This window comes from Pseudomonas sp. MH10 (genome assembly GCF_034353045.1).
Lineage (GTDB): Bacteria > Pseudomonadota > Gammaproteobacteria > Pseudomonadales > Pseudomonadaceae > Aquipseudomonas.
This window is the reverse complement of sequence record NZ_CP133783.1, coordinates 4746714-4761599: the sequence shown is the minus strand read 5'-3', so window position 1 is coordinate 4761599 and position 14886 is coordinate 4746714. Positions and strand designations below refer to the sequence as shown.

The window sequence follows — 14886 nt, the reverse complement described above, 5'->3', positions numbered from 1 at the left end:
TTATAACGAGACTTTTCCTCATCACGCTGCGAGCCTGCCATGTCGAATTTCGATTCTGTCGCGTCACCGGCTCTCATGCCATGTTCAGTAAACAGCTAATGGCCAGCCAATGGCATGTTCTGGGCGCTGGCAGTCTTGGCAGCCTGTGGGCCACCCGTTTGGCGCGCGCGGGATTGCCGGTTCGGCTTATCCTGCGCGACCCAGCGCGGTTGGCTGACTATCAGACTGCAGGCGGTTTGACGCTGGTGGAGCAAGGCCATAGCCAGTTTTTCGCGATCCCGGCGCAAACCGTTGAGGCAACAGAACCGATTGAGCGTCTATTGGTGGCGTGCAAAGCGTACGACGCTGAAGCTGCGGTTGCGCGTCTGGCACCACGACTGACTGCGAATGCCGAGTTGATCCTGTTGCAGAACGGTCTTGGCAGTCAGGATGACGTGGCCTTGAAGGTGCCCCGAGCGCGCTGCATCTCTGCGTCGAGCACCGAAGGCGCATTCCGCGACGGCGATTGGCGCGTGGTATTCGCGGGTCACGGTTACACCTGGCTGGGCGATGTCAGCGACCCGACACCCCCTCGTTGGCTGGATGAACTACAGGCCAGCGGTATCCCTCATCAGTGGACCCCCGACATTCTTACGCGCCTCTGGCGCAAGTTGGCGTTGAACTGCGCGATCAACCCGCTAACGGTTCTTCACGACTGCCAGAACGGCGGCTTACAGGCGCACACCTGCGAAGTGGCGACCTTGTGCGCTGAACTGACCGACTTGCTGCACTGCTGCGGCCAACCCGCCGCTGCGATCGACCTGCACAGTGAAGTGGAACGGGTGATCCAGGCGACGGCCGCCAACTATTCATCGATGTACCAGGACGTCGCCCACGGTCGGCGCACGGAAATCAGCTATTTGCTGGGGCACGCCTGTGCTGTGGCGGCACGTCACCACTGCCCGATGCCGCACATGAACCAATTGCAGGCGCGCCTGATCAACTTTTTGCAATCCCGAGGCTTGCCTATTTTGTAGCCAACTTGTTGGCGAGGGCGGCCTGACAGACCGTGTGTACCTTTCGCCAACAAGTTGGCTCCAGTGGGCGCGGATCTGGCCGTCTGCGTGATCAGATTGCCCGGCGAGCGATCTGCGCGTTACCCTGCAGGTTCTTTCAATCGCGTGTGATTTCGCCCGATGCCATTGCGCCAACGCCTAGAAAATCTACCAGTCGGCCAAAAGCTTCTGGCAGCGCTGTTGGTCTTGCTGACGACCGTGTTGTTGGTCGCCAACCTGACCTTCATCAGCGCCGCCTATTACATTTCGCAGGAAAGCATGGCGCCCCAAGCTTTGCAGACCATCGGTCGACTGATCAATAACCCCAACCTCGCCGCCCAAGCCTTAAGCTCGGCCGATAATGGCTTGGCGCTACTCAAAGAGCTAAAAAACTACAGCCCTCTGCGGGCGGCGGCGCTGTACGACGGCAATGGCGACCGACTGGCTCAGTTGCAACAGGGCGACAAACTCAAATTGCCCGAGCGCTTCAAAGGCGTGGAAGCCTGGCGTCTCACCGAGTTTCGCAATACGCAGCTCATCTCGATTCCCAAACCCGGCCAAGAACCCGGGCATTTGTTGCTGGTGGCCAGCAGCGAATTACCCACTGCGTTTTACACCGGCACCTTTACCGCCAGCGCCGGCATTCTGGTGTTCAGCGTATTGCTCTGGCTGGTGATTGCACGGCAGATTCGGCGGCTGATCACCGAGCCAATTTATCAACTTGAAGAACTGTCTCGGCAGGTCACCCGTGAAGAGGACTACGCGCTAAGGGCCCAGCCAGGTAACAACGACGAGATTGGTAGCCTGGCGGAAGCGTTCAACACCATGCTCTCGCGCATCGAAGCCCGAGAACAGCAGCTTAAACGGGCACGCGATGACTCACAGGATGCCTATGCCCAAGCCCAAGGACTGGCGGAAGAAACCCGGCATTCGAATCGCAAACTTGAACTCGAAGTTCAGGTGCGCAGCAAGATCGAGAAAAAACTCACCGGTTTTCAGAACTACCTGAACAGCATCATCGATTCCATGCCGTCCGCGTTGATTGCGCTGGATGAGCAGCTGTATGTCACCCAATGGAACCAAGAGGCCAGCGCGCTCTCCGGCACGCCGCTGGACGAAGCGCTGAATCAACCGATCTTTCTTGCGTTTCCCCCCATGAAAGCGTTTTTGCCGAAGATCAAGCACACGGTCGAACGGCACATCGTCACCAAGATCGAGCGCGTCACCTGGGTCAAAGACGATGTTGCGCACCATTACGCATTGACCTTCTACCCCTTGACCGGGGGCGCCGGCCGAGGCGTGGTGATCCGTATAGACGACATCACTCAACGTTTGTCACTCGAAGACATGATGGTGCAGTCGGAAAAAATGCTCTCTGTCGGCGGATTGGCGGCCGGCATGGCCCATGAGATCAATAACCCTTTGGGCGCGATCCTGCATAACGTGCAGAACATTCGCCGGCGCCTGTCGCCAGATTTGCCGAAAAACGTCGAACAAGCAGAGCAGGCCGGAATCAAACTGGAATCCGTCAATCACTACCTGCTCAGCCGTGAAGTGCCGCAGTTGCTCGACGGCATTCAACAGGCCGGCGCCCGCGCGGCGAAAATCGTCAGCCATATGCTTAACTTCAGTCGGCTCAGTAATCGGAAAATGGCGCCCTGCGACTTGCCGGCTCTGATTGATCAGGCCGTGGAAATTGCCAGCAACGACTTTGATCTGACCATCGGTTTTGATTTCAAGGGCCAGGCCATTACCCGTCAGTTCGATCCGAATCTAGGTCCTGTGCCAGGCACGGCAAACGAGCTGGAACAGGTGCTCCTGAATTTGCTGAAAAACGCGGCTCAGGCGATCCATCAGCGGGTAGACGACAGTGAGCCGGGGCGCATTGTTCTGCGCACTCGGCTCAACCCGCCGTGGGCGGAAATCCAGGTCGAAGACAACGGCATCGGTATGCCGGAAAACGTGCGCAAACGGACCTTCGAGCCGTTTTTCACCACCAAGGAAATCGGCCAAGGCACGGGGCTCGGGTTGTCGGTGTCGTACTTCATTATTACCAGCAACCACAAAGGCCAGATGGAAGTGCATTCAACCCCCGGCCAAGGCACCTGCTTCACGCTGCGCCTGCCATTGGCGGGCAGCACAGTCAACGCCTTGGAACAGAACCTTTCGGAGTTATAAGCATGGGCTTTCGCCTTTCAAAAATCTACACACGCACTGGCGACACAGGCGAGACCGGCTTGGGTGACGGACGTCGTGTGCCCAAAGACCACCCGCGAATCGAAGCCATTGGTGAAGTGGATACGCTGAACAGCCAGGTGGGCGTGTTACTCGCCGGACTGGCCGACGCCGTGGCGAGCTGCCCCGGTTTGGCCGAAGTAATTGAGGTATTAACGCCGTGTCAGCACCGCCTGTTCGACTTGGGTGGTGAGCTGGCGATGCCGGTTTATCAGGCGCTGAATAACGCTGAGATAGCGCGGTTGGAAACGACTATCGATCTGTGGAATGAGGAGTTGGGCCCGCTGGAGAATTTTATCTTGCCGGGCGGTTCGGCACTGATTGCCCAAGCCCACGTCTGCCGAAGCATCGCGCGCAGTGCGGAGCGCCGCTGCCAACACCTGAATGCCATTGAACCGCTCACTGGCGTTGGTTTGGCTTACATCAATCGGTTGTCGGACTTGTTGTTTGTCGCGGCGCGGTTGATTGCTAAGCGTCAGGGGATTGCCGAGATATTGTGGCAGGCGGCGCCGAAGCCTTGATGCCCAATATCTGTAGGAGCCAACGTGTTGGCGAGACGTAATAGCCTCGCCAACACGTTGGCTCCTACCGATTAAAACTCAGGCCAAAACGCCCGAATCCCGGCTACGCCTTGTGCGCCACTTTCCCACGCACGTTGACGGTCATCACCACCCACACCGCCAAGCAAGAACACCGGTTTACTGAAACCCGCGATCAACTGCGTCGCCGGCTCCCAACCTAATGGCAAAGCGTCTGGATGCGTCTGAGTCGGTTCCACCGGCGACAACGTGACAAAATCCACACCCGTCTGTTCAGCCAGTGCCAACTCCTCAGCGTTGTGGCAAGAGGCGGCCAACCAGCGCTCTTTCGGGAAAGGACGGCCATTAACTGCCAGCTTTCGCAGTTGCGCCGCCGTCAGGTGCCAGCCGGCTGCTGGAAAGTCACCCAGCCACTCCAACGGGCCCTTGAGCATCAATTGCGCCTTACCCGCACACAAACCCACGGCATCCACCGCCAAATCACGGTATTGCGGGTTATAGCCATTGGGCGCACGCAGTTGCACTAGCTTGATGCCCCCGGCGATCGCCTTCTGCAAGCCGCGCAGCAATTCAGGCGTGTCCAACCCCTCCGGGGTGATCAAGTAGCGATCCGGTAGACGCGCGGCGGCGACGATGGGTTGATTGGCGGCGGGAAAATCATAGTCAGCCAATTCTCGCGCAGACACCCACGCCAACGGCTGGCCTTCCACGCCATGAGGCTCCCCGCTGAATGCGGACACTTCCCAAACGTCCAGCAACACCTGTTTGTCCGGGTAATCGTGCTGGATTTTGATCAACGGGCGAGCGGCAACAACGACGATGCCCAATTCTTCCTGAAGCTCACGAGACAACGCCGCTTCCACCGTTTCATCGGCTTCAACTTTACCGCCCGGAAACTCCCATAAACCGCCTTGGTGCTGAGTACCGGCACGTCGTGCGATCAGGATCTTGCCGTCGTTACCACGGATGACCGCAGCCGCTACATGAATTCGTTTCACCGAACCACTTCCTCTAAACCTGCTTTCTGCCAGCGCTGAAAAGCGGGCCACTGATAAATCGTTTCCACGTACGCCTCAGCCTTGGCAGGCAGGGGCACACGGTTGGTCCGCAAGCGCACCGCCACTGGGGCGAAAAATGCATCAGCCAAACTGACTCGGCCAAACAGATACGGCCCGCTTTCAGCGGCTGCCGCATGGCATTCAGCCCACAACGCAACAACACGGTCGATGTCCGCCTGCACTTCAGCCGGAGTAACTTCCAGGGCTTGATCGCGACGCAAGTCGAACCCCATGTGCGAACGCAAGTGGGTGAAACCGCTGTGCATCTGCGCACAAGCCGAACGCGCTTGTGCGCGTGGCGCAATTTCCTGCGGCCAAAGATGGGCCTCGGGAAAACGCTCAGCCAGGTACTCAACGATAGCCAGGGAATCGGAGATGGTGCCGTGCTCGGTCTTCAGCAGTGGGACTTTGCCCGTTGGCCCGTGCGCCAGGCACTTTTGCAGCGTGTCGGGCTGATTCAGCAACACCATTTGTTCAGTGAACACAGCCCCCGCCATGTCCAGCGCCAACCAAGGACGCAAAGACCAGGAGGAAAAGCGTTTATCGCCAATAATCAGGTGCAGGCTCATGTACGGTACTCCGCGTTGATTTTCACGTACTCATGGGATAAATCGGTGGTCCAGATGGTTTCCTGGCAATCACCACGGCCCAGCTCGATGCGGATAGTAATTTCAGCTTCAGCCATAACCGCCGAACCTTGCTCTTCAGTGTACGTCGTTGCGCGGCAGCCTTTGCTGGCAATGCAGACCGTACCGAGAAATACGTCGATTTTGCTGACGTCCAGGTCCGGTACGCCGGCGCGGCCGACAGCAGCCAAAATGCGACCCCAGTTAGGATCGGAAGCGAACAGCGCCGTTTTGATCAGCGGCGAATGGGCCACGGCGTAACCAACATCCAGACATTCTTGATGATTACCACCGCCGTTGACTTCGACCGTCACGAACTTGGTTGCGCCCTCGCCGTCGCGCACGATGGCTTGAGCCACTTCCATGCACACCTCGAACACGGCCTGCTTGAGCGTGGCGAACAATGGGCCTTTGGCCTCAGTGATTTGCGGCAGCGCAGCTTTACCCGTGGCGATCAGCATGCAGCAGTCGTTGGTTGACGTATCGCCATCAATGGTGATGCGGTTGAACGACTTGTTGGCACCGTCACGCAGCAAGTCCTGCAATACGCTCTGTGCAACGTTGGCGTCAGTGGCGATGTAGCCCAGCATGGTCGCCATGTTCGGACGAATCATGCCTGCACCTTTGCTGATGCCGGTGACCGTTATGGTCACACCATCGTGTTCGAATTGGCGGCTGGCGCCTTTGGGCAGAGTGTCAGTGGTCATGATCCCGGTGGCGGCAGCCGCCCAGTTATCCACAGACAGGTCATCAAGGGCGGCTTGTAGCGCACTCTCTATTTTCTCTACCGGCAACGGCTCTCCAATAACACCGGTGGAGTAAGGCAGCACAGCGTCGGCATCAACGCCGGCCAGCTCAGCCAACTTGGCGCAGGTCCGCACCGCCGCCAAATAGCCAGGCTCACCAGTGCCCGCATTGGCGTTGCCGGTGTTGGTCAGCAAATAACGCACGGGGCCTTCAAAGCGCTGTTTGGCCAGGATCACTGGCGCGGCACAGAACGCGTTCAGGGTGAACACGCCAGCGACACGGGAGCCCTCAGCGCAACGCATGACCACGACGTCTTTGCGTCCGGGGCGTTTGATACCCGCAGAAGCGATACCCAGCTCAAAACCAGCAACCGGGTGCAATGTCGGCAAAGGACCAAGACCAACAGCCATTAAGTGCTCCTTTTGAAAGTATCTGCGCCGCCCACATCGGTACGGCTCAATCGATTGAAAAACGCCGCGACGGCTAAGCCGGTCGCGGCGCGAATGTTTCACATAACTAGCGCCGGGCTGAACTTAGTCGATCTTGCCGTGGCAGTGTTTGAACTTCTTGCCTGAACCACAGAAACACAGCTCGTTGCGGCCCTGTTTTTGATCATTGCGAACCGGCTGATCATTGCGAACCGGCACTGCGGCGACGGCAACATCTTCGCCTTCTTCCATCAGTACCTGTGGTGCGTCAAGGCCCGGGGCGTCAGCATGTTCGAACTGCATGCGCTGAGCCTGCTCCTCGGCGTCCTGACGCAAACGGGCTTCTTCTTCCACCGGGTCTTCGCGGCGAACCTGGACGTGTGACAGCACACGAATGGTGTCGCGCTTGATCGAGTCGAGCAGTTCCTGGAACAGGGTGAAGGATTCGCGCTTGTATTCCTGCTTCGGGTTCTTCTGCGCATAGCCGCGCAAGTGGATACCGTGACGCAGGTGGTCCATGGTCGACAGGTGGTCTTTCCACAGGTCGTCGAGGACACGCAGCAGAATCTGCTTCTCGAACGTACGCAGCGCGTCGGCGCTGGCTTGCTCTTCTTTTTCGTTGTACGCCGCCAGCAGCTCTTGCAGCAGCTTCTCGCGCAGGGTTTCTTCGTACAGGTGGTCGTCTTCGTCAAGCCACTGCTGGATCGGCAACTGCACACCAAAATCGGTATTCAGCGCAGCTTCCAGGCCCGCTACGTCCCACTGCTCTGGCAGCGATTGCGGCGGAATGTGCTGGCTAACCAGGCTGTTAAGCACGTCCAGACGGAAGTCGGCAATGGTGTCACCAATGTTGGTCGCAGCCAGCAGGCTGTTACGCATGTGGTAGATCACTTTACGTTGTTCGTTGGAGACGTCATCGAACTCGAGCAGTTGCTTGCGAATATCGAAGTTACGGCCTTCAACCTTGCGCTGTGCCTTCTCGATCGCATTAGTCACCATGCGGTGTTCGATCGCTTCGCCAGATTGCATACCCAGCGCTTTCATGAAGTTCTTTACCCGATCAGAGGCAAAGATGCGCATCAGGCTATCTTCCAGCGACAGGTAGAAACGACTGGAACCGGTATCGCCCTGACGGCCGGCACGACCACGCAGTTGGTTATCGATACGGCGTGATTCGTGACGCTCGGACGCAATAACGTGCAAGCCGCCCGCTTCGATCACTTGCTGATGGCGTTTCTGCCAGTCCGCTTTGATCTGCGCGATTTGCTCAGGGGTAGGCTCTTCCAGAGCAGCAACTTCCACTTCCCAGTTGCCGCCCAGCAGGATGTCAGTACCACGACCTGCCATGTTGGTGGCGATGGTAAGGGCACCGGGACGACCGGCCTGGGCAATAATTTCGGCTTCTTTTTCGTGGTACTTGGCGTTCAGCACCTTGTGTTCGATGCCTTCCTTGATGAGCAGATTGGACATGTGCTCGGAAGTTTCGATGGTCGCCGTGCCCACGAGGACAGGACGGCCTTGGGTCATGCTTTCTTTGATGTCAGTCACAATAGCGGCGTACTTTTCATCGGCCGTCAGGTAGACGAGATCGTTGAAGTCTTTACGCGCCAAAGGCTTGTTCGGCGGAATAACCGTTACGGACAAACCGTAGATCTGATGGAACTCAAACGCCTCGGTGTCGGCCGTACCCGTCATGCCGGACAGCTTGTTATACAGGCGGAAATAGTTCTGGAACGTGGTCGACGCCAGGGTCTGACTTTCGGCCTGAATGTTCAGCACTTCCTTCGCTTCGATGGCCTGGTGCAGGCCTTCGGACAAACGACGACCCGGCATGGTACGACCAGTGTGTTCATCGACCAGCAAGATCTGGCCGTCCTGAACGATGTACTCGACGTTGCGATGGAACAGCTTGTGCGCCCGCAGACCGGCATACACGTGGGTCAACAGGCCCAGGTTGTGTGCAGAGTAGAGACTTTCGCCAACCGCCAGCAGACCCACTTCAGTCAACATTTCTTCGATGAACTGGTGACCGGCTTCGTTCAACTCGACCTGACGGGTTTTCTCGTCAACGGTGAAGTGCCCGGCCTTGGTGACGACGCCTTCCACTTCTTCGATGTGCTGTTCCAGTCTCGGGATCAGCTTGTTGATTTCGGTGTACAGCTTGGAGCTGTCCTCGGCCTGACCGGAAATGATCAGCGGCGTACGCGCTTCGTCGATCAGGATCGAGTCGACTTCGTCGATCACGGAGAAGTTAAGCTCGCGCTGGAACTTGTCTTCCATGCTGAACGCCATATTGTCGCGCAGGTAATCGAAACCGAATTCGTTGTTCGTGCCGTAGGTGATGTCCGACGCATAGGCTGCGCGTTTTTCTTCTGGCGGCTGGAAAGGCGTAACGACGCCCACGGTCAAACCGAGAAACTCGTACAGCGGACGCATCCAGTTGGCATCTCGACGAGCCAAATAGTCGTTCACGGTAACGACGTGCACACCTTTGCCGGACAGCGCGTTGAGGTAAACCGCCAAGGTCGCGACTAAAGTCTTACCTTCACCCGTGCGCATTTCGGCGATCATGCCGTCATGCAGGGTAATGCCGCCAATCAACTGAACATCAAAGTGACGCATACCCATGACGCGCTTGCCGGCTTCGCGAGCAACCGCAAAAGCTTCAGGCAGCAGGGTGTCGAGGGTCTCACCTTTGGCTAAGCGGGCCTTGAACTCTTCGGTCTTGGCTCGCAGTTGCTCGTCCGAAAGGGCCACCATTTGCTCTTCGAAGGCATTGACGAACTGAACCGTCTTGAGCATGCGTTTAACTTCGCGCTCGTTCTTGCTTCCAAAAAGTTTCTTTAACAAAGGCGCAAACATATCGACAGGATCTTCCACACATAGGGATGGAGGGCGGCCCCGTGAGTCGCCCGTGCAGCCCTCATGGCCGCATGCGAACGAGTATTCTACCCGGAAACGGTGGTGAGGAAAGTGGCGTTATTCCACGATGCTGGCACAGCGCTGTAACGGGGCTGTTTTTACAATAGGGTCGTTTTATCAAACTTCAACCCAACGGCAGTTGAAGCTCGCTATTAAACCGTCACCGGAGCCCGAGCAAAATCCTATCTCGCTGAGCCGTAGAGGCACTTTCTGCTAATATGGCGGCTGTGTAACTCAAGGTGTCTACCATGGCATTTCGCCCCCTTACAGCCCGGGCACCCGCTGTCTTGCTCCGCGAAGCAAAACCGCTCAAAGCCATATTCCACCACGCTCAGCGCTTGGGTCATCTGCAACGCCTGCTCGAAAGTCAGTTGCAACCCGCCGCACGCGAACATTGCCACGTGGCGTCTTGGCGTGAAGGCAGCCTGCTGTTGATCGTGACCGACGGGCACTGGGCGACGCGCTTGCGCTACCAACAAAAACGCCTGCAACGACAACTGGTCGCTTTTGAAGAGTTCGCCAATCTCACGCGTATTTTATTCAAAGTACAGCCGCCTACCGTGCAACAGGGGGCAGTTGGTCATACGATGAGTCTGTCGGTTGTAGCCGCTGAAAGTATTCAAGCGACTGCGGAGGGGATAAGCGATCCGAAGTTACGGGCCGCACTGGAGCGGTTGGCGAGTCATGGGAAGCCGAAGATCGAGTAAACCTGAAGCGCTGTATGAGCTAACTTGTTAGCGAGACGGCGTGTCAGGCAGACCGGGGCAAGCCTCTCGCCAACAAGTTATCGCCTACAAAGGATTGAGTCCGCCAATTCACAAGCATAAAAAAGGCCACCCGAAGGCAGCCCTAAAACTAGAAAAGAGAGTACTAAATTACACGGCCGCAACAGGACGCATGTAAGAGATCGGTGCGGCGCTGGCATCATCGAAGGTCACCACTTCCCAGGCGTCTGTCTGCGCGATTAAGGCGCGGAGCAGGACGTTGTTCAGTGCGTGCCCGGACTTGAAGCCTCGGAACTCGCCTATCAGACTATTACCCAGCAGGTAAAGATCGCCGATTGCATCCAGAATTTTGTGTTTGACGAATTCGTCCTCATACCGCAGGCCATCTTCGTTCAGCACGCCGTCCTTATCGACCACGATGGCATTTTCAACGCTACCGCCGAGTGCGAGGTTGTGCTTGCGCAGGTACTCGATGTCACTCATGAACCCAAAGGTACGTGCGCGACTGACTTCTTTGACGAAAGAAGTGCTGGAAAAATCCACGGTTGCACTTTGAGTACGGTTGCGGAAAACCGGGTGATCGAAATCGATCTCGAAACTCACCTTAAAGCCTTCGAAAGGCAGGAAAGTAGCGCGCTTACCGCCCTCCTCCACTGTCACTTCTTTGAGGATTCGGATGAATTTCTTGGCTGCGTCCTGTTCTTCCAGGCCGGCAGATTGAATCAGGAATACGAAGGGTCCTGCGCTACCGTCCATGATCGGAACTTCGGAGGCGGAGAGTTCAACGTAGGCGTTATCGATGCCCAGGCCAGCCATGGCCGAAAGCAAGTGCTCTACTGTGTCCACCTTGGTGTCCCCGCTGACCAATGTGGTCGACAGGGTGGTGTCACCGACGTTTTCCGCACGGGCAGCAATCTGCACCATAGGGGTGAGGTCGGCACGGCAGAACACGATGCCGGTATTCACGGGTGCGGGCTTGAGGGTCAGGTAAACCTTCTCCCCGGAGTGCAGCCCTACACCTGTGGCACGGATAATATTTTTCAGGGTGCGTTGTTTAATCATGGCATTGGCCGCTTCAGCGCAAGTTGCGAACTGGTATCAACAAAGGCTGGCGATAATAGCAGACCAGACCTTTGCTGAACACCAATCACCCTAATACCCCTGATACATTTCATTAATCAGCCTGACGACGCAGGAAAGCCGGGATGTCCAGGTAATCCAAATCATCGTGAGAGTTCGTCTTGGCGGACGCTTGGGCACCGGCATGTGCCTGATTGCGCATCACGGTCGGGCGGTCCAGATCGCGGTAGTTCACGGACGGCATTTCCTGACGAGCAGAAGGGTGTGCCGAAGCGTGCTGCGAAGGCTGAAGGGTGTTGTCGATGACCTTCACAGGCTTCTCGATTTTTGCACCCAGACCTGTAGCCACCACCGTCACGTGCAACTCGTCACGCATGTCCGGATCGATAACCGTACCGACCTTGACCATGGCGTGCTCGGAAGCGAACGCTTCGATGATGCTACCCACGTCCGAATACTCACCCAGAGACAGGTCAGGACCGGCAGTGATGTTCACCAGAATACCGCGAGCGCCTTGCAGGTTGACGTCTTCAAGCAGCGGGTTACGGATAGCTGCTTCAGTCGCTTCACGTGCACGGTTAGGACCGCTGGCGCAGCCAGTGCCCATCATCGCCATACCCATTTCGCTCATCACGGTGCGCACGTCGGCAAAGTCGACGTTGATCATGCCCGGACGCTTGATGATGTCGGAGATACCGCGAACCGCACCGGCCAGTACATCGTCTGCCTTGGCGAAGGCGGACAGCAAGCTGGCGTCTTTACCGAGGATGGTCAGCAGCTTCTCGTTAGGAATGGTGATCAACGAGTCGACGCTTTCCGAGAGCAGACGAATGCCTTCATCGGCGATCTGCATACGCTTGCGGCCTTCGAACGGGAACGGACGCGTTACAACAGCAACGGTCAGAATGCCCATTTCCTTGGCCACTTCGGCGATGATTGGTGCCGCACCGGTACCGGTACCGCCACCCATGCCGGTGGTGATGAACACCATGTTCGTGCCTTGCAGCACTTCAGCAATACGCTCACGGTCTTCAAGTGCAGCCTGACGACCTACTTCAGGATTGGCACCCGCACCCAAGCCTTTGGTCACACCAGTGCCCAATTGCAGGATGGTACGTGCGCCGATGCTTTTCAGCGCTTGCGCGTCAGTGTTGGCGCAGATGAATTCCACGCCTTCGATGTTGCTCTTAACCATATGGTTAACCGCATTACCACCACCACCACCAACACCGATAACTTTGATTACCGGGCTTTGCGGGACATTGTCTACGAGTTCGAACATTTTCCCTCTCCTTTCATTTTCTCTAGTTTTTTGCCTACACGCCTACCACTACCGCTTTGAATCTTAGAAATTGCCCTGCACCCAACGCTTTAGGCGCTCAAGCACAGGAGCTTTAGGTTCATCGCTGTTATAGCCACTGTTACTGCTACTGATGCCGGACAAGGAGATGCCGTCGGATTGCTTTTGCAGCCCGTACAGCAATAGCCCCACACCTGTGGAATAAATCGGGTTACGCACGACATCGGCGAGCCCTTTGACGCTGTGCGGCACGCCGAGGCGCACCGGCATGTGGAAGATTTCTTCGGCCAATTCAATGGCGCCTTCCATCTTCGAGGTACCACCGGTCAGGACGATGCCGGCCGGGATCAAATCTTCGTAACCGCTGCGGCGCAACTCTGCCTGAATCAGGGTGAACAGTTCGTCGTAACGTGGCTCGACCACTTCGGCCAACGCCTGACGCGACAGCTCGCGCGGTGGACGATCGCCCACGCTCGGGACTTTAATGGTTTCACCGGCACCGGCCAGTTTGGCCAAGGCGCAGGCGTAGCGAATCTTGATTTCTTCGGCGTATTGAGTCGGAGTACGCAACGCCATGGCGATGTCGTTGGTGACTTGGTCGCCCGCTATCGGGATCACCGCGGTGTGGCGAATCGCACCCTCAGTGAAGATCGCGATGTCAGTGGTGCCACCGCCGATATCGACCAGGCAAACACCCAGCTCTTTCTCGTCATCGGTCAGAACTGAATACGCAGATGCCAGCTGTTCAAGAATGATGTCGTCGATTTCCAGACCACAACGGCGCACACACTTTTCAATGTTTTGCGCAGCGTTGACAGCGCAGGTCACCACGTGAACCTTGGCTTCCAGACGCACGCCCGACATACCCAAAGGCTCACGCACGCCTTCCTGATTGTCGATGACGTAGTCCTGCGGCAACGTGTGAAGCACTCGCTGATCCGCCGGAATAGCAACGGCCTGCGCGGCATCGAGCACGCGCTCAAGGTCGGCCATGCTGACTTCGCGATCACGAATCGCAACGATGCCGTGGGAGTTCAGGCTGCGGATATGGTTGCCCGCCACGCCGACGAAAGCCGAGTGGATACGGCAGCCCGCCATCAACTGAGCTTCCTCAATCGCGCGCTGGATCGACTGCACGGTGGACTCGATATTCACCACCACGCCCTTCTTCAGGCCGCGGGAAGGATGCGTGCCGATGCCGACGATTTCCAGGGTCCCATCGGCCCCGACTTCGCCCACCAGTGCTACAACCTTGGAGGTGCCGATATCCAAACCGACGATCATTTTCCCGCTTTGCACGTTTGCCATTGTCCTGCCTCTTATCAATTCTTCGCGACGGCGGGTTTGTCCGTCGAAGGCGCTGCCTGCTCACGCCATCCAACGGCCAGGCCGTTGGAATAACGCAGGTCGATGCGCGCGATATTCGTGATCTGTTCTTTGAGCGTTTTTTCGTAAATCGCGATGAAGCGGCGCATTTTTTCCACCAAATGATCGCGGCCCAACAACAACTCGATACCTGGACCTGAACTGCCCGCTCCGGTGGTCAAAAACCAGCTGCCGCGTTCGCGTAACTCCAGGCGCACGATGGAGAAGCCCAAAGGCCGCAACATCTGACTCAGCACCTGGTACTGCTGCATGACCTGTTGCTGGGCACGCTGCGGACCAAACAACTGCGGTAAATGCTCATAATTGGCCAGCTCGCGCGGGGCAAATGCCTGGCCTTGGTTGTTCAGCAGAGCCTCATCACCCCAGCGTGCCACGGGCAGCTGCTCTTCTAGACGAATCACCACTTGGTCCGGCCAGACGCGCCGAACTTCGGCGTGAGCAATCCACGGCATTTGCTCCAGCTCGGTACGCATCCCCGCCAAGTCGATGGTGAAAAAACTCGCGGCCACGAACGGCGCGATACGCTGCTGCACAGCTTGTTGGCTGATGTAGCTCAAGTCGCCCTGCACGTTGATCTTAGTGATCGGGCGGTCGGCGTACGGCAGCAGCCGCGTGGCCGCTTCATACGTGCCGAAACCGAGAACGACCAACATCACAGGCCAGAACAGGTGTTTGATGAATCCGAAATTGGCTTTTGGCAGGCGCGACGACAGCGGCTCTTTAGCCACCATTCGACTGGCACCACGCGGCACCGGCTTGCGGCCGGGAACGGGTTGCTGATGACGTAGCATCGCGCCTTGCATGGG

Annotated in this window: 12 protein-coding genes; 4 read left to right on the top strand and 8 right to left on the bottom strand. The window is 57.3% G+C overall.

Features of this window, described 5'->3' with window-relative positions; genetic code table 11:
* Positions 1-98: 98 nt before the first annotated feature.
* The 3 genes from RHM59_RS21430 (at position 99) to RHM59_RS21420 (ending at position 3790) form a co-directional block, all read left to right on the top strand.
* On the top strand, positions 99-1016 hold the full coding sequence (locus tag RHM59_RS21430; protein ID WP_322171110.1) for a putative 2-dehydropantoate 2-reductase: 918 nt from the start codon (positions 99-101) through the stop codon (positions 1014-1016).
* Between the two features lie 159 nt (positions 1017-1175).
* Entirely contained in the window at positions 1176-3212 is a 2037-nt protein-coding gene (locus tag RHM59_RS21425) for an ATP-binding protein (protein WP_322285337.1), read from the top strand.
* 2 nt (positions 3213-3214) lie between these two features.
* Complete coding sequence (locus tag RHM59_RS21420) at positions 3215-3790, top strand: cob(I)yrinic acid a,c-diamide adenosyltransferase (RefSeq protein WP_322166011.1); 576 nt, start codon at positions 3215-3217, stop codon at positions 3788-3790.
* Between the two features lie 71 nt (positions 3791-3861).
* Here RHM59_RS21420 and RHM59_RS21415 read toward each other — a convergent pair whose 3' ends face one another.
* The 4 genes from RHM59_RS21415 to secA all read right to left on the bottom strand — a co-directional run bounded on the left by RHM59_RS21415 (position 3862) and on the right by secA (position 9529).
* Positions 3862-4806: a Nudix family hydrolase gene (locus tag RHM59_RS21415; protein ID WP_322184940.1), complete on the bottom strand. Its 945-nt coding sequence runs from the start codon at positions 4804-4806 to the stop codon at positions 3862-3864.
* Positions 4803-5435, bottom strand: coding sequence for a glutathione S-transferase family protein (locus RHM59_RS21410; RefSeq protein WP_322166013.1), 633 nt, complete (start codon positions 5433-5435; stop codon positions 4803-4805). The genes RHM59_RS21415 and RHM59_RS21410 overlap by 4 nt, the downstream gene beginning before the upstream one ends.
* Positions 5432-6649, bottom strand: coding sequence for a bifunctional glutamate N-acetyltransferase/amino-acid acetyltransferase ArgJ (gene argJ, locus RHM59_RS21405; RefSeq protein ID WP_322166014.1), 1218 nt, complete (start codon positions 6647-6649; stop codon positions 5432-5434). The genes RHM59_RS21410 and argJ overlap by 4 nt, the downstream gene beginning before the upstream one ends.
* A 123-nt stretch (positions 6650-6772) precedes the next feature.
* Positions 6773-9529, bottom strand: a complete 2757-nt coding sequence (gene secA / locus RHM59_RS21400; protein ID WP_322166015.1) for a preprotein translocase subunit SecA — start codon at positions 9527-9529, stop codon at positions 6773-6775.
* Between the two features lie 308 nt (positions 9530-9837).
* Between secA and RHM59_RS21395 the strand changes: the two genes are divergently transcribed.
* A complete protein-coding gene (locus tag RHM59_RS21395; RefSeq protein WP_322166016.1) occupies positions 9838-10296 on the top strand; it encodes a DUF721 domain-containing protein in 459 nt (152 codons plus the stop codon).
* Between the two features lie 168 nt (positions 10297-10464).
* On the opposite strand, the gene lpxC is transcribed toward RHM59_RS21395, so the two are convergent.
* From lpxC to RHM59_RS21375, 4 genes are all read right to left on the bottom strand, one after another.
* The gene (gene lpxC, locus RHM59_RS21390; RefSeq protein WP_322166017.1) at positions 10465-11376 is read right to left on the bottom strand and encodes a UDP-3-O-acyl-N-acetylglucosamine deacetylase; all 912 of its coding nucleotides are present in this window, start codon (positions 11374-11376) and stop codon (positions 10465-10467) included.
* 112 nt (positions 11377-11488) lie between these two features.
* On the bottom strand, positions 11489-12676 hold the full coding sequence (gene ftsZ / locus RHM59_RS21385) for a cell division protein FtsZ (protein ID WP_322166018.1): 1188 nt from the start codon (positions 12674-12676) through the stop codon (positions 11489-11491).
* Between the two features lie 63 nt (positions 12677-12739).
* Complete coding sequence (gene ftsA / locus RHM59_RS21380; RefSeq protein WP_322166019.1) at positions 12740-14002, bottom strand: cell division protein FtsA; 1263 nt, start codon at positions 14000-14002, stop codon at positions 12740-12742.
* Between the two features lie 14 nt (positions 14003-14016).
* Entirely contained in the window at positions 14017-14883 is an 867-nt protein-coding gene (locus tag RHM59_RS21375) for a cell division protein FtsQ/DivIB (RefSeq protein WP_322166020.1), read from the bottom strand.
* Positions 14884-14886: the final 3 nt, after the last annotated feature.

Coding starts and splice junctions, on each gene's coding strand:
- RHM59_RS21430 (WP_322171110.1), top strand. CDS start 99: ATGGCCAGCCAATGGCATGTTCTGGGCGCTGGCAGTCTTGGCAGCCTG.
- RHM59_RS21425 (WP_322285337.1), top strand. CDS start 1,176: ATGCCATTGCGCCAACGCCTAGAAAATCTACCAGTCGGCCAAAAGCTT.
- RHM59_RS21420 (WP_322166011.1), top strand. CDS start 3,215: ATGGGCTTTCGCCTTTCAAAAATCTACACACGCACTGGCGACACAGGC.
- RHM59_RS21410 (WP_322166013.1), bottom strand. CDS start 5,435: ATGAGCCTGCACCTGATTATTGGCGATAAACGCTTTTCCTCCTGGTCT.
- argJ (WP_322166014.1), bottom strand. CDS start 6,649: ATGGCTGTTGGTCTTGGTCCTTTGCCGACATTGCACCCGGTTGCTGGT.
- secA (WP_322166015.1), bottom strand. CDS start 9,529: ATGTTTGCGCCTTTGTTAAAGAAACTTTTTGGAAGCAAGAACGAGCGC.
- RHM59_RS21395 (WP_322166016.1), top strand. CDS start 9,838: ATGGCATTTCGCCCCCTTACAGCCCGGGCACCCGCTGTCTTGCTCCGC.
- lpxC (WP_322166017.1), bottom strand. CDS start 11,376: ATGATTAAACAACGCACCCTGAAAAATATTATCCGTGCCACAGGTGTA.
- ftsZ (WP_322166018.1), bottom strand. CDS start 12,676: ATGTTCGAACTCGTAGACAATGTCCCGCAAAGCCCGGTAATCAAAGTT.
- ftsA (WP_322166019.1), bottom strand. CDS start 14,002: ATGGCAAACGTGCAAAGCGGGAAAATGATCGTCGGTTTGGATATCGGC.
- RHM59_RS21375 (WP_322166020.1), bottom strand. CDS start 14,883: ATGCAAGGCGCGATGCTACGTCATCAGCAACCCGTTCCCGGCCGCAAG.